This window comes from Streptomyces sp. NBC_01306 (assembly GCF_026340465.1).
GTDB lineage: Bacteria > Actinomycetota > Actinomycetes > Streptomycetales > Streptomycetaceae > Streptomyces.
In genome coordinates, this window is the sequence record NZ_JAPEPC010000001.1 from 5,304,949 (window position 1) to 5,331,260 (window position 26,312).

The 26,312-nt window shown below is 71.2% G+C and carries 21 protein-coding genes; 13 read left to right on the forward strand and 8 right to left on the reverse strand.

What is annotated here, in order from left to right:
• Nucleotides 1–140: 140 nt before the first annotated feature.
• On the reverse strand, nt 141–3,659 hold the full coding sequence (locus OG385_RS23360) for a discoidin domain-containing protein (protein WP_266857323.1): 3,519 nt from the start codon (nt 3,657–3,659) through the stop codon (nt 141–143).
• Nucleotides 3,660–3,853: 194 nt separating this feature from the next.
• Between OG385_RS23360 and OG385_RS23365 the strand changes: the two genes are divergently transcribed.
• From OG385_RS23365 to OG385_RS23375, 3 genes are all read left to right on the forward strand, one after another.
• Nucleotides 3,854–4,513: an HAD family phosphatase gene (locus OG385_RS23365; protein ID WP_266857325.1), complete on the forward strand. Its 660-nt coding sequence runs from the start codon at nt 3,854–3,856 to the stop codon at nt 4,511–4,513.
• A 118-nt stretch (nt 4,514–4,631) separates the two neighbouring features.
• Nucleotides 4,632–5,264 carry a TetR/AcrR family transcriptional regulator gene (locus tag OG385_RS23370; RefSeq protein WP_266857327.1) on the forward strand — a complete coding sequence of 211 codons (633 nt, stop codon included), beginning with the start codon at nt 4,632–4,634 and terminating at the stop codon, nt 5,262–5,264.
• Between the two features lie 76 nt (nt 5,265–5,340).
• Nucleotides 5,341–5,769: a hypothetical protein gene (locus OG385_RS23375; RefSeq protein WP_266857329.1), complete on the forward strand. Its 429-nt coding sequence runs from the start codon at nt 5,341–5,343 to the stop codon at nt 5,767–5,769.
• A 71-nt stretch (nt 5,770–5,840) separates the two neighbouring features.
• On the opposite strand, the gene OG385_RS23380 is transcribed toward OG385_RS23375, so the two are convergent.
• Both OG385_RS23380 and OG385_RS23385 read right to left on the reverse strand, forming a co-directional pair.
• Nucleotides 5,841–6,662, reverse strand: coding sequence for a class I SAM-dependent methyltransferase (locus OG385_RS23380; RefSeq protein WP_266857331.1), 822 nt, complete (start codon nt 6,660–6,662; stop codon nt 5,841–5,843).
• Between the two features lie 79 nt (nt 6,663–6,741).
• Nucleotides 6,742–9,564: a LuxR family transcriptional regulator gene (locus tag OG385_RS23385; RefSeq protein ID WP_266857333.1), complete on the reverse strand. Its 2,823-nt coding sequence runs from the start codon at nt 9,562–9,564 to the stop codon at nt 6,742–6,744.
• 343 nt (nt 9,565–9,907) lie between these two features.
• Here OG385_RS23385 and OG385_RS23390 point away from each other — a divergent pair, with 343 nt between their 5' ends.
• Together OG385_RS23390 and OG385_RS23395 are read left to right on the forward strand one after the other, a co-directional pair.
• Nucleotides 9,908–10,588 (forward strand): papain-like cysteine protease family protein, encoded by a 681-nt coding sequence (locus OG385_RS23390; protein WP_266857335.1) that lies wholly within the window; start codon nt 9,908–9,910, stop codon nt 10,586–10,588.
• Nucleotides 10,589–10,596: 8 nt separating this feature from the next.
• Complete coding sequence (locus OG385_RS23395; protein WP_266857336.1) at nt 10,597–11,499, forward strand: hypothetical protein; 903 nt, start codon at nt 10,597–10,599, stop codon at nt 11,497–11,499.
• Nucleotides 11,500–11,565: 66 nt separating this feature from the next.
• Here OG385_RS23395 and OG385_RS23400 read toward each other — a convergent pair whose 3' ends face one another.
• Complete coding sequence (locus OG385_RS23400) at nt 11,566–12,438, reverse strand: trans-aconitate 2-methyltransferase (protein WP_266857338.1); 873 nt, start codon at nt 12,436–12,438, stop codon at nt 11,566–11,568.
• 175 nt (nt 12,439–12,613) lie between these two features.
• The gene (locus OG385_RS23405) at nt 12,614–13,219 is read right to left on the reverse strand and encodes a helix-turn-helix domain-containing protein (RefSeq protein WP_266857340.1); all 606 of its coding nucleotides are present in this window, start codon (nt 13,217–13,219) and stop codon (nt 12,614–12,616) included.
• A gap of 160 nt (nt 13,220–13,379) precedes the next feature.
• Here OG385_RS23405 and OG385_RS23410 point away from each other — a divergent pair, with 160 nt between their 5' ends.
• Together OG385_RS23410 and OG385_RS23415 are read left to right on the forward strand one after the other, a co-directional pair.
• Nucleotides 13,380–13,775 carry a molybdopterin-binding protein gene (locus OG385_RS23410; RefSeq protein ID WP_266857342.1) on the forward strand — a complete coding sequence of 132 codons (396 nt, stop codon included), beginning with the start codon at nt 13,380–13,382 and terminating at the stop codon, nt 13,773–13,775.
• 17 nt (nt 13,776–13,792) lie between these two features.
• Nucleotides 13,793–13,921 (forward strand): hypothetical protein, encoded by a 129-nt coding sequence (locus OG385_RS23415; RefSeq protein ID WP_266857344.1) that lies wholly within the window; start codon nt 13,793–13,795, stop codon nt 13,919–13,921.
• Nucleotides 13,922–13,971: 50 nt separating this feature from the next.
• On the opposite strand, the gene OG385_RS23420 is transcribed toward OG385_RS23415, so the two are convergent.
• Nucleotides 13,972–15,531 (reverse strand): PucR family transcriptional regulator, encoded by a 1,560-nt coding sequence (locus OG385_RS23420; protein ID WP_266857346.1) that lies wholly within the window; start codon nt 15,529–15,531, stop codon nt 13,972–13,974.
• Nucleotides 15,532–15,893: 362 nt separating this feature from the next.
• On the opposite strand from OG385_RS23420, the gene OG385_RS23425 reads away from it, so the two are divergent.
• The 3 genes from OG385_RS23425 to OG385_RS23435 all read left to right on the forward strand — a co-directional run bounded on the left by OG385_RS23425 (nt 15,894) and on the right by OG385_RS23435 (nt 20,406).
• Nucleotides 15,894–16,718, forward strand: a complete 825-nt coding sequence (locus OG385_RS23425; protein ID WP_266857347.1) for a xanthine dehydrogenase family protein subunit M — start codon at nt 15,894–15,896, stop codon at nt 16,716–16,718.
• Nucleotides 16,715–19,738 (forward strand): molybdopterin-dependent oxidoreductase, encoded by a 3,024-nt coding sequence (locus OG385_RS23430; RefSeq protein ID WP_266857349.1) that lies wholly within the window; start codon nt 16,715–16,717, stop codon nt 19,736–19,738. The genes OG385_RS23425 and OG385_RS23430 overlap by 4 nt, the downstream gene beginning before the upstream one ends.
• 173 nt (nt 19,739–19,911) lie before the next feature.
• Entirely contained in the window at nt 19,912–20,406 is a 495-nt protein-coding gene (locus OG385_RS23435; protein WP_266857351.1) for a molybdopterin-dependent oxidoreductase, read from the forward strand.
• Between the two features lie 93 nt (nt 20,407–20,499).
• Here the strand turns inward: OG385_RS23435 and OG385_RS23440 are convergent, their stop codons facing one another.
• The gene (locus OG385_RS23440; protein ID WP_266857353.1) at nt 20,500–20,919 is read right to left on the reverse strand and encodes a molybdopterin-binding protein; all 420 of its coding nucleotides are present in this window, start codon (nt 20,917–20,919) and stop codon (nt 20,500–20,502) included.
• Between the two features lie 191 nt (nt 20,920–21,110).
• On the opposite strand from OG385_RS23440, the gene OG385_RS23445 reads away from it, so the two are divergent.
• The 3 genes from OG385_RS23445 to OG385_RS23455 all read left to right on the forward strand — a co-directional run bounded on the left by OG385_RS23445 (nt 21,111) and on the right by OG385_RS23455 (nt 24,703).
• A complete protein-coding gene (locus tag OG385_RS23445; protein WP_266857355.1) occupies nt 21,111–21,506 on the forward strand; it encodes a molybdopterin-binding protein in 396 nt (131 codons plus the stop codon).
• Nucleotides 21,507–21,679: 173 nt separating this feature from the next.
• Nucleotides 21,680–22,483, forward strand: a complete 804-nt coding sequence (modA, locus tag OG385_RS23450; protein WP_266857357.1) for a molybdate ABC transporter substrate-binding protein — start codon at nt 21,680–21,682, stop codon at nt 22,481–22,483.
• 216 nt (nt 22,484–22,699) lie between these two features.
• The gene (locus tag OG385_RS23455) at nt 22,700–24,703 is read left to right on the forward strand and encodes an ABC transporter permease (protein ID WP_266857358.1); all 2,004 of its coding nucleotides are present in this window, start codon (nt 22,700–22,702) and stop codon (nt 24,701–24,703) included.
• A 162-nt stretch (nt 24,704–24,865) separates the two neighbouring features.
• Here the strand turns inward: OG385_RS23455 and OG385_RS23460 are convergent, their stop codons facing one another.
• Entirely contained in the window at nt 24,866–26,050 is a 1,185-nt protein-coding gene (locus OG385_RS23460; protein ID WP_266857360.1) for an IS701 family transposase, read from the reverse strand.
• Nucleotides 26,051–26,312: the final 262 nt, after the last annotated feature.

Consider the following 26,312-nt stretch of genomic DNA (forward strand, 5'->3'; position numbering starts at 1 on the left):
GCAAGTTATTGTAGCCGCCCCGGAGCCGTGCTGGAACACAGTCCTCGCGCCGAGTGCGCAGACTCACACCGCGTACCGCTCGTTCTTCGGCCGGCCCGCGGTGCCGGTCACCCTTGAGGCGTCCGCCTGCGCCGGTCCGGTTACGCCGGCGTCCCGTAGAGGGTCAGCTCGGCGATGCCGGCGATGGTCTGGCCGCCGCCTCCGGTGACCCCGGTGATGACGGCGCGGACGGCGCGTACGCCGGTGGCGGTGAACGTCTCGGGGAGCGTGGTCTGGCCGCTGCGGGTGAGCTGCTTCAGGACCGTGGTCCAGGAACTGCCGTCCTCGGAGACCTGGAGGTCGTAGGTGTAGGTGCTGCTGTCCTTGCCCCAGTGGACCCGGACGCCCGCCAGGGTGAAGGGGGCGGCGAGCGCGGCGGTGAGGGTCTGCGGGGTGGAGGGATCGGCAGCGCTCCACCCGGTGCCGAAGGTGGTGTCGCCGTCGAATGCCTTCTCCGGTTCGAAGCCGGTGGCGTGGCTGGAGGCGGTCACGGTCGTGATCCGGTCGCGGGCGATCTCGGGGCCCGGTGCGACCGGCGGCGCACCGCCTGTGGTGCCCGGGGGTATCGCGCGGAACTCCCGGATGCCGGGCGGGTGTCCGGCCGCGGAGCGGATGTCGACGCGGACGTGGCGGGTCGTGGTGTGCACGGTGTGGGTGACCGTGGTGCCCTTGGTGGTGTTGGCGGTCTCGTCGACCGTGGTGGTCCAGGTCTTCGCGTCGTCGGAGGTGAGGATCGCGTACTGGCAGGCGGTCTGCTCCGTGGCCCAGACGATCTGGAAGCCGTCGAGCGGGAACCGCTGGTCGAGGTCGACCTGCCACCATGCGGCGCCGGTCGTGCCGGCGACCCAGTGGGTGGTCTCGTCGTCGTCCACGGCATGGCCGGGCACGCTGCCCGTGCCGGGTGCCGTACTCGACGCGGTGGTCTTCTTGAACAGCGCCGGGTTCTGGGTTCCCTGGTCGTCCAGGGTGGCGATGTCCTTCCACACGTGGTGGCGTCCGTCGGTGACGGATGGTGCCGTACCTGGCCGGGACTCCAGCGTGCGGTGGGCGGCGCCCAGCCCGTCCGCGGTGGCGGTGATGGTGAGCGGGCCGCTGCGGGTACCGGTGGCGACGAGCGCGTAGCCGATGCCGGCCCGCACTTTCCGGGTCTCCACCGCGATCCGCGGGATGCCCGCGCCCACCAGGGTGCCGTGGCCGGTGACGCTGACGGTGACGGCGTGCGCGGAATCCGGGACCACGGTGCCGTGTCGGTCGACGACCTTGAGGAAGACCGGGACCAGGTCATGGCCGTCGGCCACCGGCTGGATACGGGACAGCGCCACGGCGTAGGTGCGCAGCGTTCGCGCCCATGCGTCCGGCAGCGGGCTGCCGCGGAGGGCTCCCAAGTGGCGTATCAGGGCGGGAAGTTGGCCGGTGCTGATCCGGTCGACCAGCGGGGCGATGTCGTGGGACCGGGCCGCACCTTCCAGGCAGCGGGTCAGCAGTTCGGTCAGAGCGTCGCGTATCCCCGCGTCGTCGGGTTCGATCTCGATGTGGTGGGGAGCGCCGGGGGTGCGCACCGTGTGGGTGGCGACCCGCTTGCCGTTGAGGTACGCGTCGGCGGCGAGTTCACCGGCCCGGAAGGGCGGCAGGTCGAAGACGTAGTAGGGGCTGCCGCCCTTGGCGGCGATGTGCGGAGCGGTCGCGGCGTTCTGGGTCCGGGTCCTGGTCGCGAGCAGTTCGCCGTCCCGGTGGAGCCGGACGGTGTCGGCGTTGCTGAACACCATGACCTGCCGGCTGGACGACGCGGTGTACGCGCAGGCGATGTGGACCATGGGCCCGAGGCCGGTGGTGTCATCGGCCGGGCGCATCGACTTGAGCCAGTGGTAGCAGTACTTGGGGTAGCGGTCGATGTCGACCGCGCCGGACTTCTGGTAGACGTCGTTGGTTCCGTAGTCCTCGAAGACCCACAGGAAGTAGCCGCCGATGCGGTCGTTGGCGTCCAGACCGCCCCAGTCCCAGTATCCGTCGCCGTTGAGGTAGCGCTGCCGGATCTTCACCTGCTCGACGAGGGCGCTCTCGCCGTCGTCCCGGTCGGCTCGGGACGGGTCCTCCCAGTCGCCCCACTCGCGGGTCAGGAACGGTTTGGTGGGGGCCGGGTCGGAGCCGTCGGGATTGACGACCTTGTAGTTCACGTCGTAGTACTGCCGGCCCCACTCACCGAAGTCGGCGGCGGTGAACATCTGGTCGGACGGCATCTCCGCGTGCGCGATGGCAGTGGCCTGCCGGGCCCAGGACTCCGGCACCGCGGTCTCGTTGAGCGCGGTCTCCCACAGGATGACCGAAGGGTGGTTGCGGTCGCGGCGGATCATACGGGCGATGTCCGCGTGCGTGCGCTCGGTGAACGTCTTGTCGTCGTTCCAGAACTGCCAGCCGGGCTCGCAGGCCACCACCAGCAGGCCGAGTTCGTCCGCCGCGTCGAGGAACGCGGGGTCGTGCGGATAGTGCGCCGCCCGTACCGCGTTGAAGCCGCCCAGCTTGAGCCGCAAGGCCTCGCGGTACTGGAGCGACGCCGGTGCCGCGTCACCGATGTAGGCATAGTTCTGGTGGCAGTTGGCGCCGCGCAGATAGAGCCGTTCGCCGTTGATCCAGAAGCCGTCCGCCCGGTAGTCGATACGGCGGATGCCGGTCATCGTGGTCAGGGAGTCGACGCGCTCGCCCTCGCAGGAGACCCGGCTGTCCAGCCGGTAGAGGTGCGGGTGGTCGGGGTGCCACAGGTCGGGCCTGCGGACGGTGAGTTGGTGGACGAAGTCGTGTCCCTGGCCCGATGCGGTGCCCGCTGTCGTGGTGGCGTCGGCCACGGCCGTACCGTCCGGCGCGAACAGAGTGGAGGTCAGGGTCACATCGCGGACCGCGCCGGCGTCGTTGCGTATGTGTGTCTTCACCTCCAGCCGCGCCGAGTCGGCGCTCGCTGCCAGACAGGTGACGAACACGCCGCCGCCCGCGACCCGGTCCTCCTGCAGCGGGTCGGTGATCCGGACCTGGTCGGTCACCCGCAGCGTGACGTCCCGGTAGATCCCGCCGTAGGTGAGGAACCCCAGTTCGTCGCGGGGCTTGCCCGGTGGCGTCAGCGGATCGTCGGCGTTCGACACGCGGACCGCGAGGACGTTGTCCCGGTCGAAGAGGGCGCACTGGCCGATGTCCACGCCGAAACCGAGGTAGCCGCCGTGGTTCTCGGCGAGTCTCACCCCGTTGAGATAGACCTCGCAGTCGGTCTGCACGCCGTCGAACCACAAGGTCAGCCGCCGGCCCCGGTCGCGCGGATCGAGCCGGAAGTACCTCCGGTACCAGCCGACGCCGGCGAACATGCCGTACACGGAAGGGCGTTCGCGTTCCAGCCGCATCGTGTGCGGGACCGACACCGCCGCCCACCGGGAGTCGTCGAACCCGGCGGCCTGGGCTCCCTCCGTGTCCTCGCGCCAGAAGGCCCAGTCGGTGTTGAGGCTGAGCTCGCGGCGCTCCGGGGAAGGAGAACGGCCGACGGCGCCGGCCGGACCGCCGGACATCAGGGCCACACCGATGCCGGCCAGGCCGCCGAGGAGTGCGTGCCGCCGGGTGATGTCGAGTGGATCTCTGTTCATGGTGTCGCCGCTCTCCGTCTGTGCGTCGAGGGTTTCCGGAGCAGGCCAGGGCAGGATTCAGCACCACTGGGCGGGTACCGGCGGTGCAATCGGCGCGAGCGATCCTGTTCGATACTGGCCAGCATCGCGCAGATTCGCGCAAATTTTGACGGACTGTCAAGGGAATCGACACAGAAACCTCTACGCTGCCGGGCATGACAGACAACCCCGTGGACCTGGTGATTTTCGACTGTGACGGTGTGCTCGTGGACAGCGAGCGCATATGTATCAAAGTGGACGCGATGATCATGGCCGACCTGGGATGCGACTTCACCGAGGCGGAGATCATCGAGCGATTCGTGGGCTCGTCCACGGAGGTCTACACGGCTGCGGTGGAGGAGCGGCTCGGGCGGCGGATGGAAAAGGGCTGGCAGCTGCGGTACGAGCATCTCTACGAGGCGGCCTTCGCGGCCGAACTGACGGCCGTGGACGGCATTGCGGAAGTCCTGGACGGCCTCACCACGCTCCGGTGCGTCGCCTCCAACGGTGATCACGACGGCATCCGGCGCAATCTGGAGACCGTCGCGCTGACCGACCACTTCAAGGGGTGTGTCTTCAGCGCCGACGATGTCCCCAGGGGCAAGCCCGCACCGGACCTCTTTCTGCACGCGGCCCGCTCCATGGGGGTGGACCCCGTGCGGTGCGTGGTGATCGAGGACAGCGCGTACGGAGTCCAGGCCGCCCGCGCCGCCGGAATGCGGTCGTTCGGCTACTGCGGCGGTCTGACGCCGGCCTCCCGGCTGGCGGGGCCGGGCACGGTCGTGTTCGACGACATGCGCGGACTGCCGGAGCTGCTGACGGCCGCCGCCCGGTAGGAATCGCCCCGCCCGGCAGGAATGGCCTGCTCGGCAGGGATCGCCGGCCCGGCAGGAATCGCCAGGCTTCCGACCAGGAGAAATGGTGCCTCTCATCCGCTCGTGCTACTTTTAGACCATGCGGTCGAAAAAGAGTGTGGACGGTCAGGACGAAGGCACGTTCGTGAACCGTGCCCGCCGGCGCCAGTTCGTCGAGTGCGCGATCGAGGGCCTCGTCGAGCTGGGGTACGCGGCGACCACGATCGCTGAGGTCGCCCGTCGGGCCGGGGTGTCGAAGAGCGTGGTGCTCTACCACTTCACCTCCCGCTCCGAGCTGATGGAGGCCGTGATGGAGCAGGTGTACGCCGATGCCGTGCCCCCGCTGCGGGCGGCGCGGGCGGCGGCGTCCACCGAGCGCGAGCGCGTACAGATCTATGTGCGCTCATCCGTGAACTTCACCTGGACCCATCAGAAAGAAGCGCAGGCCGTGCTGGAGATCAGCCGGAATCTGCGCGACGACGACGGCACGCTGCGGTACACCAGCCAGGGCAACGACGGCCTGATCGCCGTTGCCCAGCAGCTGCTGGAGGCGGGCCAACAGGCCGGTGAGTTCGGGGAGTTCGACACCTGGACGGCAGCGGTGCTGCTGCGGGCGACCATCGACGCGCTCTCCGAGCAGTTCATGACCAACTCCGACCTGGACGGCCGCGAAGTGGCCGAACACCTGGTGCACCTGGTCGACCGGATGATCCCGGCCGCCCGTACGGAATGAACGCGGTCCCCACCCGGCGGCACCCCGGCCGGGCGGGGGCTGACCGGACCCGAGGACCTCAAGGAGGCCGAGCACGATGAACACGCCGAGTTCGCGGAGCCTGGAACAGCCTCGTACCAAGGAGACGTTCCGGAGAATCAAACTGCTGGTCGGCACCTACCTCGGCCTGAGCGTGCTGACGCTCCTGGCGGTCGTGCTGCTGCGCAACGACCACGCGGCGGTGAACTCCGCCGTATGGATCCGCGGTTCGATCGTGGCGGCCAGCTCCGTGCTGCTGTACGCCTTCGCCGCCCGCGCCGCACGAGGCGCCCGGGGAGCCTGGCGCCGTCTGACGGTGATCTCGTCCGTGATGATCGCGGTCATCGTCGTCATCGTCGCGCTGCCCGGGGGCTTCCCCGAGTGGATGAAGATCGAACAAGGCGTCTGCGGACTCCTGCTCATCGGAGTCGTGGGCTACGCCACCACCCTGCGCTCGGTGTTCACGCGCAGCCAGAGCCAGGCCTGACGCACCACCGGCGCGACCGACCCGACGGCACGAGGACTCAACGGCCCGAGGACCCAACGGCCCGAGCCCCTCTAACGCAGCCGCGCCGTCGCGACATTGACCGTGAAGACGCACGGAACCTGCCCGTCCGGCGTCGTCATCTCCCTCACCTCGGCGAAGAAGGCCGCCCGCAGACGCTCCACGGTGGCCCGGTCGAGGGGGCCGAGGTCGTAGAGACCGGACACGGAGCCCCACACCTGCTCCACCGGACCACTCAGATCGATGGGAACGCTCTCCCAGTCCACCGCTGTGAAGCCCGCCGGCCCGAGGATCTCGTCGAGCCCGTCACGACTGCGGGTCCGCCGGTCTCCCAGCGGTGGAACGCGCCGCGATGCGGGCAGCTCCCGCACCGCGGACCGCAGCAGCCCGATGAAGCGCTCATAGGCTTCGCCGCCCAGAGCGCCCTTCCCCAGCACACAGGCCAGCACCCCGCCCGGAGACAGTACGCGGGCGACCTCGGCCACGACCTCGTCGATCTCGGCCATCAGCATCAGCGCCATATGGGAGACGCAGGCATCGAAGCTGCCGTCCCCGAAGGGGAGTTGCTGGGCCCGGCCCTCCTCCAGCCTCGCCCCGGACAGCGACGGCCGGCGCCGTGCCAGCGCCAGTGACTGCGGGGACAGGTCCACCCCGGCGAGCTCTCTCCCGTCGGTCCTGGCCAGGAGTTCCAGCAGCGGGCCATCGCCACAGCCGAGGTCCAGTACGCGCCTGCTTCCGGCCACCCGGTCGCACAGGATCTGGTAACTGGACCGGCCGTCCGGAGCCCGGCCGCCGCCGAACGCCTCTGCGGTCACTGCCGGGTGCTCGGCGTGGAAGGACTGGAGGAACGCTTCCTGCGATGCGGTGGTCGTCACCCGCCCACCCAACCACGGCGCCGTCGTAACGCCGCCCCTACGACCGTCCTCGGCGCAGGAGGTGAGGGCCGCCCGGCGCTCAGCGCGGCAGTCCCGGCGGAGTTCTCAGCAGGACGCCCAGTTCCGTGCGGGACCGGACGCCCAGTTTGCGGTAGATCCTGGTGAGGCTCGACTCCACTGTCTTCACCGCCAGGAACAGACCCGTGGCCACCTCCCGGTTGGTCGAGCCCGCGGCGACCATGGTGGCGATCCGGTGCTCGATGCCCGTCAGCGTGGGGGCGGGGTCGCCCTCCATGCCACCGTGAGGGCCGGCCGTGGGGCGTCCGGTCCTGGACAGTTCGGCCGCCGCCTGACGCAGCCAGGGGTGTGCGGCGCAGTCCCGGAATACGGTGGCCGCCCGGCGCCATGCGGTGGCCGCTGCCGTCGTGTGCCGCTGGCGCCATTCGACCGTGCCCAGTGCCAGCAGGTCACGGCCGTATTCGATCAGCAGCCCGGCGTCCCGGTGGCAGTCGGCCGCCCGGTGGAGTTCGGTCACCGCCTCGCGGGCCGCCGCACGGTCCGTACCCGCTGCCCGGCACAGCGCTCTCGCGCGGCGCAGCGACGCCGACACCCCGTGCCGCGACAGCCGGTCCGCCGTCAGGAGTGCCTCACCGGCCACGGATTCGGCCCGCTCGTGGTCCCCGACGGCGACCAGCGCCTCGGTGAGGTCGACGGCCCACGGGACGGCCAACGGGTCGACGATTCCCCGCCGTTCGGCTATGTCCCGCGCCTGGCCCAGGGTCTCGACTGCGCCTGCCGGATCCTGGGAGCGCGCCTGCACATGACCCAGGGCGCAGAGGGCCAGCGGCAGGAAGATCTGGTCGTGCCGGGAGCGGGCGACCGCCACCCCCTCGCGGGCCAGCGCGGCCGCCCGGGACAGCTCGCCGCCCGCCGCCTCGGCGAGCGCCAGGCTGTGCGGCACCGGGCCGAGCCGGACCCCGATCTCCCGGCTCAGCCGGGACACCTCACCGGCCGACGCCAGAGCCGCCGCACTCCGTCCGGCCCGCAGATCGACATCGATCGACGCGCAGAGCAGGAAGATCACGTCCTCCACCGTGCCGCTGTCCCTGGCCCGCTGGAGCAGCAGCGTGAGTGCACCGGCGGCCTCCTGATGGCGGTCGGCGAACAGGTCGAGCCTCGCCTTGATCGCTCTGGGACCGTTGTGACCGCCCGAGAGGCCGCTGTCCTGCGGGGTCGACAGCGCCCGTGCCAGCGGCTCGGCCGCGTCGGCCCGGCCCAGCACCGCTGCCGTGAACGCCTCAAGGGACAGCGCCATCAGCTCGGTCGTACGGTCGGTGGCCCGGCGGGCCAGCGCCGCCGCCCGCGCCGCCTCGACCCGGGCCAGCGCCGTCTCGCCGTCCGTGATGTGCGCCCGCAGCGCCCGCGCGTAGTGCAGTTGGGCATGCAGCCCCAGGTCGTCGCCGACGCTCACCAGCATCTCGTCGAAGACCTCCGCCGCCTCGTGCAGCGCCTGGTTGGAGGCGTGGATGACGAGCAGACACGCCTGGACGCGCTGAGCGGGTGATGCCGCGCCCCGCAGCGCGGAACGCGCCAGCTCGCGGGTCAGCTCGTAGTCGGCCGCGTCGTACGCCAGTTGGGCTCCGGCGAGGGCCCGCTCGACGAGTACTGCGCCCTGCGTGGCGGGAGTCCGCAGGAGCGCCAGCCGCCCGAGCTGCGCCGCGGTCTCCTTGGCCCCCCGGCGGCGCGCCTGTTCCGCGCCCGCGGCCAGCGCGTCTGCCAGCGCCCCGTCCGGGCCCGTGGCGGCCAGCGCGAGATGGCGTACGCGTTCGAGCGGATCGGTCACGGCCCCGCCGAGGCAGGCGTGCGCGGCACGGAGGTCGGCGGCGGGGCAGCTCCGCAGCGCGGCGGCGAGCATCGGATGGGCGAACCGGAGCGCATCCCCGTCCCCGGTGAGGAGCCCGGCCCGGCACGCCCCGGAGACGACCGGATCGACGTCCGCGGCGGACAGCCGGGGCCCCGGTGTCACGGGGTCGGTGACGGCCCGGCGCAGCAGACCGGGCGTCGGCTCCGTCGTGAGCGCCGCCAGCAGCAGGACCCACCGGTCGTCCGGTCCCGGATCGCCCAGCCGCCGCCCCAGCAGCACATGCAACCGCTCCGTCAGCGGCAGCGGATCGTCCCTGGCCGGCGGCTCCGGCAGGGCGGTGGCGGCGCGGATCAGCTCCAGCGCGAACAGTGGGTTGCCCGCGCTCGTTCCGTACACCTCGCGCAGCAGCCAGTGGGGGAGTCCGTGGTTCCCGGGCCATCCGGACAGTTCCGTGAGGGACAGCGGCGGCAGTACGAACTCCCGCGCCGTCCGCGGACACAGCGCGGGCCCGGCGGCGGGAGCGGCGCCGGGTGCGGTGGTCTCGGTGACCAGCGTCCGCACCCGTGCCGGGTCCGTCCTGCGGGCGGCGAAGGCCAGGAGCTGCGCGCTGGCCGCGTCGACCAGCTGCGCCGAGTCGATCACCAGCAGCACCGGGCGGCCCGCGCCGAGCGAGACCAGCAGCGTCACCACGGCCAGGCGCAGCGCCACGGGATCGGGCCCCTCCGGAGCTGCCGGCTCACGGCGCAGCACGCCGCGCAGGGCCGAGCGCTGCGGGGCGGGGAGTGCGTGCAGCTGACCGTCGTTCAGCGTACGGAAGAGATCGGCGACCGCCGAGTACGGCAGCAGCCGCTCGGCCTCCTCGGGGCCCGTGAGAAGAACCAGGTCACCACGGGTCCTGCCGCGGTCGGCGAGCGCGTGGGCCACGAAGGTCTTGCCGATGCCGGCGGGGCCGTGCAGCAGAACGCCACCGTGGGCGGCGAGTTCACTGTCGAGCCGGTCGATGATCTCCCGGCGCTCCCCCTGCACGGTGTTGGGCATGGGCTTCCTCGTCGTCGCCGGCCGGGTTCGGCTCGTCCCAGGACCGGTGGGGAGCATGGTGGCCCTCGCCCTGACGGGCGTCAAGAGGTGCGGGCAAGCACCGGTCCCGCCCCGTGACCGGCCGCCGGACGGCTCCCGGCCCGATCCGGACGGAAGGCCCCAGGGGGCGGTGGGTACGGGGGAACCCCTTGCCTTCGGTCAGCAGGGGTGCTGCGCGGGGCCGGCCGCTCCTATGGTCCAGACGTTCCTCACCCGCACCTTCCTCCGTACCCGCACCTCCCTCAATCCCCCCACTCGAAGCGCCTGCTCCCCGGGCGTCGAGTTGACCGAGTCAGGAGTGACGATGACCCTCCGGAAACGCGGTACCCCACCGGATCGAGCCGCTTCCCCGCCCCCCACGGCGCAGTTGTCCGGTCGCCGTACGCGGAACCTGCTCCTGGCGGCCCTCGCCGCCGTCGGGCTGCTCATACCCTGCGCGGCGTCCGCCTCCGCAGCCTCCTCCGGTTCCGCCCAGGCCGCCGGGCGCGGCACGTCGTACGGCGCGTCCGGGCAGCTCGACTTCACCGAGCAGACCCAGCAGCAGGACGAGTGGTGCTGGGATGCCACCGGCCTGTCCATCGCGCAGTTCCTCGGCCACGGCAGCGGCGTCAGCCAGAACACGTTCTGCGACTACGCCCGCGGCCTTCCGGCCGGTACCCCCTGCCCCAACCAGCCCGGTGAACTGACCGATGTGCAGAACGCCTGGGCCGGAACCGGGATGACGAGCGTCGGCCAGGTCACCGGCGCCGCGTCCTTCAGTACCGTCGCCCGGTCCATCGACGCCGGTTCGCCCGTGGAGGCCGGCATCTACTGGACAGCGGGCGGCGGGCACGCGAACGTCCTGTACGGGTACGACGCGAGCAGTCAGACCCTCCTGTACGCCGACCCGTGGCCGTCCAACCCCCGCTACGGGCAGATGAATTACAGCAGCTACGTCAGCAACTCCCAGTTCCAGTGGGGCCAGTCCCTGTACGGGGAGAGGTGAGGCGCGCGATGACCACCACCGAATCGAACTCCCGTGTACGGTCGCGGCTGCTCGCCGCGCCACTGGCCGTGATCGCTCTGGCGCTGGCCTCCGGAACGGCGTTCGCGGCGCCCGCTCCGGCCGGGCCCGCAGCTCCGTCCCCGGCCGAGCTGGCCGGTGCCGCTTCGGCGGCGTCGACCGGTCCTGCGGTCAGCGGTCTCGCCACGTTCTTCGCCCAGCTCGACGCGCGGACCGCGGGCGACAAGGGCCTGGTACCGCACGCCGAGAAGGCGCTCGCCGCTGCCGCCGCCAAGGAGAACCCCCGGGTCTCCCGTACGGCTCAGGCGGTGTACGTCCTCAACCCGGCCTTCGTCAAGGGTGGTTCGGCGTCCGTGCCGGTCGCCCGGTTCGCCTTCGCGGCCGTCGGGGCGACCTCGGCCAAGGGCGTGCCGGCGAGCGTCTGGATCGGCCGGGACCAGCACTCGGGCCACTGGTCCGTCATCAACACGATCTCCGGCTCGGACGAGGTCTCGTACCCCGGCCGGGCCCACGGCGACCTGGTCTTCTCCGAGCCGCAGACCACGGCCTGGTACCGGGTCCACAGCGGCGACGTCCTGCCGCTGAACGGCCCGGCCCGCGCCGAAGTCGGCAAGGCGGGCGTGCCGCTCGCCACGTACCGGAAGCTCGTCCACAGCCGGTACGCCGACAAGCTCCCCGGCTCCGGCTACCGGAAGGCGGGCATGATCGGCGGCTTCCCGACGGGTGCCTCGGCTTCTTCGGCGGGCCCGGACCACCGCACATCGGCGACGGCGAGCACATCCGCGAGCACACCGGCGAGCACACCGGCCGCGCTCGCGGGCGGCGGTCTGGCCGCGGCCGTTGCCTGCTGCGGGGCCTGGCTGATCCGCCGAAGGTACCGGTCGTCCGTCTGATCCGGTCGGTTCCCATCGCCCCGCTCCCTCTCCGCGGTCTGCCGGAGGGGGAGCGGGGCGCGGTGCTCAGGGGCGGCGGGCGGCCCACACCGTGCGCTCGGTGCGTACGGTCAGGTCGTCGCGGCGCAGGATGCTGTGGGGGCTCTCGGTGTCGAGCAGTCGGTCGAGAGCGGCGAGGTCTTCGGCCGGCAGCGTCTCGGCGACGCCGCCGCGTATGCGGGTCAGGCTGCCGAGTGCGTAGCGGCCGACGGCCTCGGTGTGGGGTGGGCCGATGTTGACGGTGACGACGCGTTCGCCCTCGACGGTGAAGCCCGCGGCGGTCAGCTTCGGCCCCCAGTCGGCGCCGCGGTGGGGCACCTGCTCGGCATGGTGGCGGTCGAGTGCGGTGTGGCAGCGTTCTTCGAGTCCGGGACGGTCTGCCGGGGCGTTCTCGGGCAGGAAGCGCGGGAAGCCTGCCAGTTCGACGACGGCGAACAGCCCGTTGGGGGCGAGTGTGTCGTGGACCCGGCGCAGGGTGCGGTCGGGGTCGGCCATGTGGTGCATGGAGGCTGATGCCCACACCAGTTCGGGCGTGCCGAGCTCTGGCCAGGCCCTGTCGAGGTCGGCCTCCACGGTGTGCACCCGGTCGGCGAGGCCCGCTGCCCCGGCCTTGTGCCGCAGGCGTTGCAGGTGGTCGGCCGAGGTGTCGACCGCGGTCACAACGGCCCGGGGAAAGCGCTTGAGCAGTGCGAGGGTGCCGGCTCCCGTTCCGCAGCCCAGATCCACGATGTGGCGGGGGTCGGCTGCGACGGGCAGCCATGCGGTGATGGAGGCGGTGTGTTCGGCGAGCACCTCGGCGTCCAGGTCGAGAAGCTCCGCCTGGCCGTCGGTGTCGTGCTCCGGTGCGTGGGCCGGGTGGGCGCCGTGGTCGTGCGCCGCGTGCGGGGAGGGGTGTGTCATGGCGCCCACGCTACGAGGATCACGTGGGTGCGGCCCGGTCGCTTCCCGGAAGAGCAAGAGGGTGGACGCTTTCCGTGCCGGCCGCGCAAGCAGCCGGCACGGAATGGGCTACGGAATGAGCTAGGGAGGCGCCGCGGCGAGGAGTCGCCGGGGGCCGCAGGGGGGGCGGCCGGGATCAACGCGACGGGCTGTCCGGGTCCCCGGTGCTGTCGTCGTCGCGCTGGTGGCCGCGGCGGGCGTCGCGGTCGAAGATGCCGAGGACCTCGCACGGCCCGCCTGCGGCACCGATGGCGTGCGGGACCATCGTGGGGAACTCGGCGGCCTGGTTGGTCTCCACCCGCAAGCGCCGGTCGCCCAGGAGCAGCACGGCAGTGCCGGAGAGGACGACGAACCATTCGCGCCCCGGGTGGGCGCGCATACGTGACGGGCTGTCGGGCGGTGGGTTCGTCATGCGCCGGCGTACGACGCTCATGCCCGGGTCCGCCCGGACGGGCCAGCGCATCAGCTGGTGGGCGGAGTCGATCACCGGGCTGGAGATGACGTCGTCCGTGGCCGTCTCGATCAGTTGGTCGAGCGTGGTGTCCAGCGCGCGGGCGAGGGTGAAGAGCTGGTCCAGAGCGAGGCGGCGCTGACCGTTCTCGATCCGGCTGAGCGTGGAGGGGCTGAGCCGGGCGCGGGTGGCCAGCTCGTCCAGAGACCAGCCCTGCGCCACGCGCAGCGCGCGGATCCGTTGGCGTACGAGGCGGTCGAACTCCCCATCGTCTTGCGGCACGGGCAACATGCTATGCCGGATACGCAAGCCCTGCCCGGTGCGGCCGGTGCGGCCGCACCGCCGACACCGGTGCCGCCCTCGTCGCCGCGCGCACAGCGGAACGTGCCGACACCACCCGCACCATGACGCCGTCGTCCGCCATCGGGACGGGAGGCTCTAGGGTGCTGGAATGCCGTCGTACAGCATTGGCCAGGCAGCGGGACTGCTCGGTGTGAGTCCTGAGACCGTCCGCCGCTGGGCCGACGGGGGGCAGATCGCCATGGACCGGGACGGTTCGGGGAACCGCGTCATCGACGGGGTGAGCCTCGCCGCCTTCGCCAAGGGGCGGGCCGAGGGCCTGCATCCGGTGCCGGGGGAGGTCCACACCTCCGTACGGAACTCCTTCGCGGGGATCGTCACCCGGGTCGTCGTTGACGACGTGGTCGCCCAGGTCGAGATCCAGTCCGGGCCGCACCGGCTGGTCTCCCTGGTGAGCCGGGAGGCCGTCGATGAGCTGGGGCTCGTCGTCGGGGTGACCGCGACGGCGCGCGTGAAGTCGACCAACGTTCATATCGACAGGCAGTAGCCGGTAGCCGGTAGCCGGTGGATCAGTGGGCGGCACGGGCCGAACGCCAGACCCGCACCCTGGCGCAGTTCCCGCCCGCCGAACGCACCCGGCTCGCTCGCCAGTTGCACCGCCTGGCCGATGCCATCACCGCCCTGGACGCCTGAGAGACCGCAGGCCGTGAGAGCCGGCGACGGAGGGCGTCAGCGGCGGTCCGTCAGCGGCACTTCAGTGCCGCGTGCAGATCGAGTTTGTCGTCCAGGTTGGAGAGCCCGCGGCCGGTCAGGGCCTCCACGCGCTGGATGCGGTAGTGCACCGTGTTGACGTGCAGATGCAGGGCCTCCGCGGTGCGGGTCCAGGAGCAGTTGTGGTCGAGGAAGGCCTCCAGTGTCTCCAGCAGCACCCGGTGCGAGCTGCTGGAGCTGTCGGACAGGGGGCCCAGGGCGTTGGCGCTGAAGGCCGTGCGTACGTCGGTGGGGATGCCCGCCAGCAGTGCGTCCAGTGAGGTGAGGTCGTCGACCGCGGTGACCCGGTCGGCTCCGGCGTCGGCGGTGGCGGCCGCCGCCAGGGCGTAACGCGCCTGCCCGAGAGCGGAGTTGAGGCCGCTGGGCCCCGGGGTGCTGTCGCTGATGCCGGCGTGCAGCGGTGTCTCCGGGGCGCAGGCGTGCAGCAGTGACCATGCCTGGTCGACCGCGGGCCGCCCGGCGGTGCGGCGGTCGCCGTCCTGGCCGGTGTGCAGGACGGCCACCGCCGCGCCGCCCGGCCGCAGCCCCACGGCGAACGGGCCGGCCGCGGCATGGCTCAGCGCCTCGGTGAGCGCGGCCCGCGCGCCGGTCCCCTCGTTCTGCTGCGATCCGTAGGCACCCAGCGTGGCGACGATCACGCGGTAGTGGCCGTGCGCCGGGAGCCCGCAGGCGGTCAGCGCGGAGTCCAGCGCCGTCGCGTCGGCCACCGGGGAGTCGACCAGGGCCAGCAGTTCGTCGGCCGTCCGCCGCTCCGCCGCCCGGTGGCGGTCGAGGGCGTGACGGTACTGGGCCATCACGTCGGCGATCTCGTGGAGTACGCGCGGCGGGGCCTCCGCCGGGTCGGGGAGGTAGAGGTGCCAGGTGTCGTAGGGGCCCGAGTCCGCCTCGATGCGCAGGGCGACCCGGGTGGTGTCCCGGGCGGTGTCCCGCAGCAGCCCGGCGGCCCGCTGTACGGGCAGCTCGGGGGCGGACGGCGTACGGCCGAGGGTGCGGCCCCCGGCCGCGAGCAGGTAGCAGGGCAGCCGGCCGAGGTGGGCGAAGGCGCGGTCCAGGAGTTCGTCGGGGCCCGCGCCGTCCGCGAGCAGCCTGGCCAGCTCCGTCCGGACGTTCTCGGGCAGCGCGTAGTGGTGGGCCGGGCGGCGGCTGAGGTCGCCCCACTGGCGCAGATAGACCGCCTCGGTGATGGCGCGGAAGCTCGTCTGGGCCGGTACGGAGAGCAGCGGGACGCCGTGTTCGCGGCAGGAGTCGACCAGGACTCCGGGGACGGTGCCGTGGGTCTCCTCCCCCGCGAGGAGCGCTGTCGCCCCGGCCGAGCGGAGCGCCGAGACGAAGTGGTCGGTCTTCGCCGGGCTGTCGCCGGGGCTCCACCAGACCAGCCCGCTCAGCACGATCTCGCCCTGCTGGAGGAAGCGTGCCGGGTCCTCCAGGTCCGTCGCGGTGACACCGCTGATTTCCCGGGTGAGGAGCGGGCGCTCCCCCCAGAGCAGGGCCAGATCGAGCGATTCGAGCTGGAGAAGTTGTTCGACGTGCATGCTCTGGCTCCTTGTGCGGCGCCCGACCTGAAGATCCGGCATCTCACATTCACTAGGCGAGTGCGAGTGGAGCCATCGTAAATGCTAGGGAGCCGTGCCGGAATGCCTCTTGGTTGATCATCCAACCATCGTGCTGGGGACCTGGCGGATTTCCGTGGCTGAAACCAGTCGTGCCGGACCGTGGCGCGTTGCTTCACTGACGGAGTACGTGCCAACGGTGCGGGCGCCGGACACAGTCCAGGCGGCCCGCGGAGCGCCGCCCGAAGCGGCGGCGGCCCGAGAAGCGGAAACCCCGAGCAGCACGAACCGGGAGCACGAGCCGGGAGCGCGAAGAGCCCGGAGAAGGAAAAAGGGGGAGCGGTATGGACCTCAACACAGTGGCCGACGTGTGCGACGCGCGCACCAAGCCGGTATGGCGGCCCGGCGACTACTGGCTGGGCGGCGGCACCTACCTCTTCTCCGAGCCCCAGCCCCGGCTGCGGCGGCTGATCGACCTCAGCCGGATGGGCTGGGAGCCGCTGAAGGAGCTGCCGAACGGCGATCTGGAGATCGCGGCGACCTGCACGATCGCGCAGCTCTCCCGGTTCGGGAAGTCCTGGCAGGCCCCCGCGGCGCCACTCGTCGAGCAGTGCTGCCGGGCCTTCCTCGCCTCGTTCAAGATCTGGAACATGGCGACCCTCGGCGGGAACCTCTGCAACGGTCTGCCGGCCGGCCCGATGATCTCGCTCACCGCCGGGCTCGACGGCGTCTGCCTGCTCCGCGCGCAGGACGGATCCCTGCGCCGCCTGCCGGTCACCGACTTCATCATCGGTGCCGGGGTCAAGAACCTGGGCCAGGGGGAGTTGCTCCGCTCGGTCACCCTGCCCGCCCGCGCACTCGCCTCCCGTACGGCGTTCCGGCAGGCGTCGCTCTACGGGCTCGGCCGCTCCGGCTCGCTGATCGTCGGTGCGCTCGACCCGCTGGACGGCTCGCTGGCCATCACCGTCACGGCCTCGACCGTACGGCCGTTCCGGTTCTGGTTTCCGCTGCCGCCGACAGCGGCCGAACTGCGCGCGGCGATCCTGCGGAAGATCCAGGGCGACGACTGGTTCGACGACATTCACGGGCTCCCCGAGTGGCGCCGCCACATGGCGCTGCGCCTCGCCGAGGAGATCCGTTCCGAACTCACCGAGGGCGGTGCGCGATGACCTACGAGATCGAAGTGAACAAGAAGCGGTTCGATGCCGAGCCCCGCCCCGGACAGTGTCTGCGGACCTATCTGCGGGACCGCGGCTGGTTCGGTGTGAAGAAGGGGTGCGACGCGGGGGACTGCGGGGCGTGCACGGTGCATGTGGACGGTGAGCCCGTGCACAGCTGCCTCTACCCCGCCGTACGCGCCGAAGGCCGTTCGGTCACCACCGTGGAGGGGCTGGCGGAGGACGGTGAACTCCACCCCGTACAGCAGAAGTTCCTCGACGCGCAGGGCTTCCAGTGCGGGTTCTGCACCGCCGGGTTCCTGATGACCACCGCGGCGCTCGACGAGGACCAGCTGACCGACCTGCCCAGGGCGCTCAAGGGAAACCTGTGCCGCTGCACCGGCTACCGGGCGATCGAGGACTCCATCCGCGGGGTCAAGCACGCGGAGGCGCCCTGCGCGGGCAAGGCCGTCGGCCGCAGCCTGCCCGCCCCGGCGGGACCGCAGGTGGTCACCGGTACCGCGCGCTACACCTTCGACATCGAGGTGCCGGGACTGCTGCACATGAAGCTGCTGCGCTCCCCGCACGCGCACGCCCGCATCGTCTCCATCGACACCTCGGCCGCACTGCGGGTGCCCGGCGTGCACACCGTCCTGACCCACTACGACGCGCCGGAGCGGCTGTACTCCACCGCCCGCCACGAACACTCCGAGGAGGACCCGGACGACACCCGGCTGCTCGACGACACCGTGCGTTATGTCGGCCAGCGCGTCGCCGCGGTCGTCGCCGACAGCGAGGGGGCCGCCGAGGAGGGGTGCCGCCGGATCGAGGTCGTCTACGAGGTGCTGCCCGCCGTGTTCGACCCGGAGGAGGCGATGCTGCCGGGCGCCCCCGTCGTACACGCCAAGGACGCGAAGAAGGCCCGTATCTCCCGCCCGCAGGACAACGTCGTCGGTGAGGCGCACGGGGAGATCGGCGACGTCGAGGCCGGGTTCGCCGAGGCCGATGTGGTGTACGAGCAGGACTTCCGCACCCAGCGGGTGCAGCACGCCAGCCTGGAGACGCATGGGGCGGTCGCCTGGTTCGAGCCCATGAACGAGGGCCCGGGCGGCGAGGTGGGCTCCGCCGTGGGGGTCGACAGGATCAGCAGGGCAGGCGAAACGGACGAGGCCGGCCGCGCCGACAGCGCCGACAGCGCCGAGGGGAAGCAGCCCGAGGGGAAAGAGCCCGAAGGGAAGGAGCCCGAGGCGGAAGAGTCCGAGAGGGAAGAGGAGGAAGGGTCCACCGGCCGCACGGCCGGGATTCCCGCTCCGCCCGAAGGACAGCGGCTGATGGTACGGACGAGCAGCCAGACCCCGTTCCTGACCCGGCGCGCCCTCTGCGTCCTCTTCGAACTGCCGCTGGAGAAGGTGCGCGTGGTCGCGGGCCGGGTCGGCGGCGGGTTCGGCGGCAAGCAGGAGATGATCGTCGAGGACATCGTCGCGCTCGCCGCGATGCGGACGGGCCGCCCGGTCAAGCTGGAGTACACCCGGGCAGAGCAGTTCTACGGCGCCACCACCCGCCATCCGTTCCGTATCCGCATCAAGGCCGGGGCCCGGCGCGACGGCACGCTCACCGCGCTCCAGCTGCGGGTGGTCTCCAACACGGGGGCGTACGGGAACCACGGCCCGGCCGTGATGTTCCACGCCTGCGGCGAGTCCCTGTCGGTGTACCGCTGTCCCAACAAGAAGGCGGACGGTTACTCGGTCTACACCCATGCCGTTCCGGCGGGCGCGTTCCGGGGGTACGGGCTCGGGCAGGTCGTCTTCGGTATGGAGTCCGTGCTCGACGAGCTGGCCAGGCAGCTGGACATGGACCCGATGGAGCTGAAGGCGCGCAACATCATCAAGGCGGGCGAGCCGATGATCACCGCCGACGGTGAGGAGGAGGACCTGCACATCGCGAGCTACGGGCTCGACCAGTGCCTGGGTATCGTCCGCGCGGCACAGGAGCAGGAGCAGGAGCAGGAGCAGGAGCAGGAGCAGGAGAAGGGGCAGACGAAGGGTCCGCTGGCCTCGCCGCCGGGCGGTTCCGTGCCCGCCGGATGGCTCGTCGGCGAGGGCTCGGCCCTCTCGATGATCGCCACCGGACCGCCCGGCGGCCACATCGCCGACGCGCGCGTCACCCTGCTCGCCGACGGCACCTTCGACCTCGCCGTCGGTACGGCCGAGTTCGGCAACGGCACCACCACCGTGCACCGGCAGGTCGCCGCGGGCGAACTCGGCACGACCGTCGAGCAGATCACCATCCGCCAGTCGGACACGGATGTGGTGCGCCACGACACGGGCGCTTTCGGCTCGACCGGCACCGTGGTGGCGGGCAAGGCGACCCTGCGGGCATCACAGGCGCTCGCGGCGTCGCTGCTCTCCTTCGCCGCCGCCCATCTCGGGGTGGCCAAGGAGGACTGCCGGCTGGTCGAGGAAGCCGTGGAGTGCGGTGAACGCCGCCTGCTGCTCAAGGAGTTGTACGCGGCAGCGCAGGCCGCGGGCCAGGAACTCGCCGAGGACGGCCACTTCGGCGGCACGCCCCGCTCGGTGGCGTTCAACGCCCAGTGGTTCAAGATCGCCGTCGACCCGGGCAGCGGAGAGATCCGCATCCTGCGCAGTGTGCACGCGGCGGACGCGGGCAAGGTGATGAACCCGATGCAGTGCCGCGGCCAGGTCGAAGGAGGTGTGGCCCAGGCGCTGGGTGCCACGCTCTTCGAGAACGTACGGCTCGGAGACCGCGGCCAGGTCACCACGCCCGCCTTCCGTATGTACCGGCTGCCCGCCTACGCCGATGTGCCCCGTACCGAGGTGCACTTCATGGAGACCGACGACGCGATCGGCCCGCTGGGCGCGAAGTCCATGAGCGAGAGCCCGTTCAACCCGGTCGCCCCGGCCCTGGCGAACGCGCTGCGGGACGCCACCGGCATCCGCTTCACCGAGCTTCCGGTCACCCGCGACCGCGTATGGCTTGCCATGGACCGGCGGGCGCGGGGCCTGGATGAGTAGCACCACCCCGCCAGGAATCTCGCGTATGCCGCCTTTCAGGGCTCTCTTCACTCCTATCAGCGAGCCTGATGGGCCGAATCGTCCCGCATATGTGGTTCAGGGGCTGGCGCGGTGGGCATCATGGGCTCCAGGCAAGGGCGGACGCCGAGTGGCCCGCCTGGAGGGGGAACCCCATGAGTGGAATCAGCGCACCGTCTCGCTCCGTCCGTGCTGCCCCGTTGGCGCCCAAGAGCTTTGTGCTCAAAGGCGAGTTGATCCGGCCCATAGCGCTGACGGTGGCGGATCTGCGGGCCCGGTGGGGGCAGCACCGGGCGGATGTGGTCTTCGACTGCGCCAAGAACGGCCCGCAGCACCACACCTTCGAAGGGCCGCTGCTGCGCGACGTCGTCGGCGACGCGCGGCCGGCCTTCGATCCGGTGCGGCGCAAGGACCGCTCCCGCTTCCTGCTGGCCGTCACCGGCGGGGACGGGCACCGTACGGTGCTGTCCTGGGCGGAGATCGACGCGGACTTCGCCGACTCGCCGATCCTGCTGGCGACCGCCCTGGACGGGCGCGGCCTGGACATGGCGGGCAGTCAGCTGGTGGTCCCGTCCGACCGCTGCGGCGCGCGCTACATCAGCGCGATCACGAGTGTCTGGGTCGGCAGCTGCGCCTTTGCCGACCTGTAGCCGTAGCTGCCGTACCCGTACCCGTACTCGTGTCCGTTCCCGCCGCAACCGCTCCCGCCGGGGCCGCTGTCGCAGTGGCGGGAGCGGAGGCCGTCACGCCGTGGCGAGGGAGACCTCGGTGGACTTGATGAGTGCGATGACGGACGAGCCCGGTGCGAGACCGAGCTCGGCGGCCGACTCCTTGGTGATGGCCGCCGTCAGCTCGGCTCCTTCGACGGAGACCTTGATGCTCGCCATGGCTCCGCCCGTCGTGACGTCGGTGACCGTGCCCGGAAGCCGGTTGCGGATGCTCAGCCCGGTGACCGTGCCGGTCGCCAGGGAGATCTCGGTGGACTTGATCAGGGCCTGTACGGCGACCCCCTCGGCGATCCCCAGCTCCCGCGCGGCCTCCAGAGTGATCGCTGCGGTGACCTCCTGGCCGCCGCCGAGGTGCACCTTGACGGTCGCCATGACCGCTCCGTCGGTGACGCCGGTGACGGTGCCGGGGAGCTGGTTGCGGATGCTCAGAGACATGGAGGAACCTCGCAGGAAGAGTGGGATGTCGGATTTGCGATGCTACGTCCCCCTCCTTCCGCTCGCGTTCCCACGCGCCCTCCCTGTCCCCGAACGGTACTTCGGGTCTTCCTCCAAGGGCTGCGGCATCTGCCATATAGCTTCGCCTGATGAATTGCAAATGCGAGCCAACTGGGCATATCTTTCCGCATATGCAGTCCTACACGATCGGTCAGGCGGCTCGTCTGCTCGGCGTCAGCCCCGACACCGCTCGTCGTTGGGCGGATGCCGGCAGAGTCGCGACCCACCGCGATGAAGCCGGCCGCCGACTCATCGACGGACGCGATCTGGCCGCCTTCTCGATCGAGATCGGGCAGAACGCAGCAGGCGAGGACGGTGCGTCCTACACCTCGGCGCGCAACGCCTTCCCGGGCATCGTCACCGCCGTGAAACTCGGCGATGTGGCAGCCCAGGTGGAAATCCAGGCCGGCCCTCACCGGATGGTCTCCCTCCTCACCAGGGAGGCCGTCGAGGAACTCGGCCTGGAGGTCGGCATGCAGGCCACCGCCCGCGTCAAGTCGACCAGTGTGCACATCGACAGGACCTGAGCCCCGTGCCGGCTCAGGTGCCCGCTCCCGCAATCAGCTCCCCAACACAGCGGCGTCGCCCTTCCCCGAATCCTCGGAGCAACCCGAGCCGGGAGGCCCCCATTCGGCGTGGCTCATCCCCATCCGCTCGGGCAGCAACCTCTGCCGCCCGTCCCTCAAGGAGTTCCACCCTCATGTCTCGCATCTTCACCCGCCGCCGTACCGCGACCGCGATCGTCACGGCAGCCCTGCTGCTGCCGCTGGCCGCCTGTGGCGGCAAGGACGACAGCAAGAAGGACACCGGCGCGAAGGCCGCTGCCTCCGGTACGCCGAAGGCCGATCTGACCGTCCTCGCGGCCTCCTCGCTGACCGATGTGTTCGGCACCGCGAAGAAGGTGTACGAGAAGGAGCACCCCGGCACGACGATCAAGTACTCCTTCGCCGGCTCCCAGGACCTCGCCACCCAGGTGAAGCAGGGTGACCCGGCCGACGCTCTGGTCACGGCGGACACCAAGACCATGGACGGTCTCAAGTCCGAGGTCGGCAAGCCGGAGATCATCGCCAAGAACCGTCTGGTCATCGTCACCCGCAAGGGCAACCCGGACAAGGTCCACAGCCTGAAAGACCTCTCCAACAGCAAGCTGAAGGTCGTCCTCGCCGCACCCCAGGTGCCGGTGGGCAACTACAGCCAGAAGGTGCTGGACGCGCAGAAGATCAAGGTGAAGCCGGTCTCGCAGGAGGTGAACGTCCGCGCCGTCCTGTCCAAGGTCGAGCTGGGCGAGGCCGACGCGGGCATCGTCTACAAGACGGACGCCGCCACGGCGCCCGGCAAGGTCGACACGGTCACCATCCCCGACGCGCAGAACGCCGTCGCCTCCTACCCGGCGGCGACCGTCAAGGGATCGAAGAACTCGGCCGCGGCCGCCGCGTTCGTCACCTGGCTCGACAGCCCCGAGGCGCAGAAGATCCTCCAGGGCGCGGGCTTCCAGAAGCCGTAGTACGCGCGCTGCCTCCAACACGGCCGTACGGGGCTGTCCTTGTCGCACGGACGGTGGACAGCCCCGTACGGATTCGCCTTGTATGGACCCCGCCTTGTACGGAGCCGCCTTGTACGGACTCGCGGCCGCGGCTCCGGCACTCCGTCCGTCGGCATCCGGAATTCGGTACCCGACATCCGGTAACCGATATCCGGCATCCCGATCACAGGAACCCCGATGAGAAGCATCCGCACCCGCGTCCGTACACCGCGCACCGGCTCTCCCATAGCCCTCGCGGTGCCCGCGCTGATCGGGGTCGGTTTCCTGCTGATGCCGCTGATCGGCATTCTGGCGCGCACCTCATGGGGTGAGCTCGGCGCCAATCTGACCAGCCCGGACACGACGCAGGCGCTGCGGCTGTCGCTGGAGGTCTCCTTCTGGGCCCTGGGCGTCTCGCTGCTCCTGGGGGTGCCGCTGGCCTGGGTGCTCGCGCGGGTCGACTTTCCCGGCAAGGCGCTCGTACGCTCTCTCGTCCTGCTGCCGATGGTGCTGCCGCCGACCGTCGGGGGAGTGGCGCTGCTGCTCGGGTTCGGCCGCCGGGGTGTGCTCGGCCCCTGGCTGGAGAACACCTTCGGCATCACGCTGCCCTTCCATACCTCGGGCGCGGTGGTCGCGGCGACGTTCGTGGCGATGCCGTTCCTGGTCATCAGCCTGGAGGGCACGCTCGCCGGGCTGCGGCCCCGTTACGAGGAGACCGCGGCCTCGCTCGGTGCCTCGCCGGTCCGGGTGTTCTTCACCGTCACCCTGCCCATGGTCGCGCCGGGGCTGGCCGCGGGCGCCGCGCTGACCTGGGCGCGGGCGCTCGGTGAGTTCGGGGCGACCATCACCTTCGCCGGGAACCTGCCCGGTGCCACCCAGACGCTGCCGTTGCAGGTGTATCTGCTGCTGCAGGACTCACCCACGGCCGCAACCTCCGTATCGCTGCTGCTTCTTGTCATCGCGATGGCGGTCCTGGTGGCCCTGCGCGGGCGCTGGACCGGCGGGACGTCCGCGCGTTCCGGGAAAGCCGTACGCCCGGCCGACGACACGGACGACACCGACCGGCCGCTCCCCGGCTTCGGACCGGCCGACACCACGGCGGGCGGCGCACCGGGCGCGGACGGGACCGGCCCGAACGCCGGGAGCAAGTCCCCGGCCCCGCAGGAGCGCTGGCCGCTGCACGCGGTGGTCACCGGCTTCAACGAGCTGACGCTCGACGCGGAGCCGGGCACCACCATCGCGGTGGTCGGCCCCAACGGCGCGGGCAAGACCACCCTGCTGCGCGCCCTCCTCGGCCTGACCCCGCGCGCCCGCGCGGAGCTGCGGCTCGGCGACATCGACGTCAGCCCGCTGCCGCCGCACCGCCGGGGGGTGGCCTGGGTTCCGCAGGACGGCGCGCTCTTCCCGCATCTGAGCGCGCTCACCAACACCGCGTACGGCCTGCGTTCGCGCCGGGTGCCGCGCGCCGAGGCGCGCCGGGAGGCCGGCCAGTGGCTGGACCGGCTCGGCGTCGGCCATCTCGCCGCCCGCAAGCCCTCCCAGCTCTCCGGTGGCCAGGCCCAGCGCGTCGCGCTCGCCAGGGCGCTCGCCGCCCGCCCCCGGCTGCTGTTGCTCGACGAGCCCCTCGCGGCGCTCGACCAGACCACCCGGGCCCATGTGCGGCACACCCTGCGTACGCATCTCAGCGGCTTCGCCGGGGTCTGCCTGATCGTCACTCACGACCCGGTGGAGGCGGTCTCGCTGGCCGACCGGGTCCTCGTACTGGACGACGGCCGTACGCTCCAGGACGCCCCGCCCACCGAAGTGACCCTGCACCCGCGGTCGCCCTGGGTGGCCCGGATGCTCGGCCGCAACGCCTGGACCGGCACCGGTTCGGCGGACGGTCTGACTCTCACCGGCGGCGGACGGCTCGTCGTCGCCGACGGGCTCGACGAGGGCGTCAGGGCGCTGGCGATCATCGCGCCCGAAGCCGTCTCCGTCCACCGGGACAGGCCGTCGGGCAGCCCGCGCAACGTCTGGCCCGGCACCGTACGGGAGATCACCTCGGCCGGCAGCAGGCTCCGCGTTCTCATCACATCGGCCGAGGCGCCCGACCTGGTAGCGGAGATCACTCCGCAGGCCGCACTCGAACTCGGCCTCGCAGACGGCGTACCGGTGTGGACCAGCGTCAAGGCCACCGAGATCACTCTGGTCGAGGTCTAGTACTGCAACGGTGTTTGGTGTGACTGGTGGTCAGGTGTCATGGGCTGTGTCCGCGTCGTTTGTGGTGGCTGAGGCGGGCTTGTTGTTGTCGTCTGCGTCGCCAGACCGACCAGTGCATGACGTGGTCGATCGATGGAGCTCGGCGTTGGGTGAGGCGGCTGATCAGGCGTCTGATCTCGGCCAGGCTGAGGGGGATGAGCTGGGAGGATCCGTTTCTGCGCTTTCCTCGTCCAGCTCCTGGGCCCGCAGGACGGTCAGGCAGGCGTGCGCGGCCATGGCCAGGGTCATGTGGCGGTGCCAGCCGGGATAGCGGCGGACCTGGTAGTCGTCGAGGCCGCACTCCTGCTTCGCGGTCTGGAAGCACTCTTCAACAGCCCACCGGCTGCCCGCGATCTGGATCAGCTGGTCCAGGGTGGTGTCGGTGGGGCAGTAGGCGATGTAGTACGAAATCTCCTGGGGCCGGCTGACGCTGCGGCGGGCGATGACCCAGTGGCGGCGGTCCTCGCGGTGCCAGGGGCGGACCTCGACGCGCGCCCAGTCGAAGATGCGCGGGCCGTGAGCCCCAGCTCCGCAAGAACGATGCTTCCATTTCTGCCGTGGCAAGCCGGGGAACAGGTCGTGGACGGGATGATCCATGGCCCAGCGGGTCACGACCGTGTCGTGGCGGGTGGTGGCCATGACGTGGAAGACGTCGGCCTGTTCCAACTCGTGGCGCCAGCCCTTGCTGTAGCCGTAACCGGCGTCCGCCGTTACCCACCGGAAGGGGATCTTGTCCTGGACCGCCCGGCGGAGCATGGACTTGGCCATGGCGACTTTCGTCTCGAACGCGATGCTGTCGTCGATCCCGGCCGCGCGGCACCTCTCGCGGTCGTCGGTCCAGGACGTGGGCAGATACAAGCGGCGGTCGATCAGCGTGCGTCCGCGGCCCGTGGAGTAGGCGAGGAACACGCCGACCTGGCTGTTCTCGGTGCGTCCCGCGGTGCCGGAGTACTGCCGTTGCACGCCTGCCGAGCTGATGCCCTTCTTGAGGAACCCGGTGTCATCCACGATTAGCACGGCGTCCGGATCTCCGAGATGCTCCACGACGTACTCGCGCACGTCGTCCAGGACCTCCTCGGCATCCCACTCGATCCGGTTCAGTAGCCGATGGATGCGATCAGGGCCGGTGTGTCCCGCTTCCTCCGCGAGCGTCCAGCCGTTCTTCCGCTCCAGCGGAGCGATCAGCCCCCGCATATACGCAAGTGCCGAATCCCGAGGCTCCTGCCGACTGAACCGGTGCACGAACCGCTCGTGCACCGCGCCCAGTTCAAGCGCCCACAACCTGACATCAGCAAGGTCCCCACCCATAACCAGACCAACGACGAACCTGGCCACCAGTCACGCCAAACACCGTTGCAGTACTAGGGCCTGTCGTCAAAGTGCCGCCTGCCGCGCGGCGTCTTCCCCTTCCCCCCAACCCCCTGGTGATCCGTTCGACCAGGGGGACACAGCCATGCCTGGGCCCCCTGTGCCCGCAGCGGCTCAGCAGCACCTCCACCGCACCGCATCCGGATCCGCATCCGGATCCACACCGGGCTTCAGCGATTGACATAGGGCTCACTATCCGAAT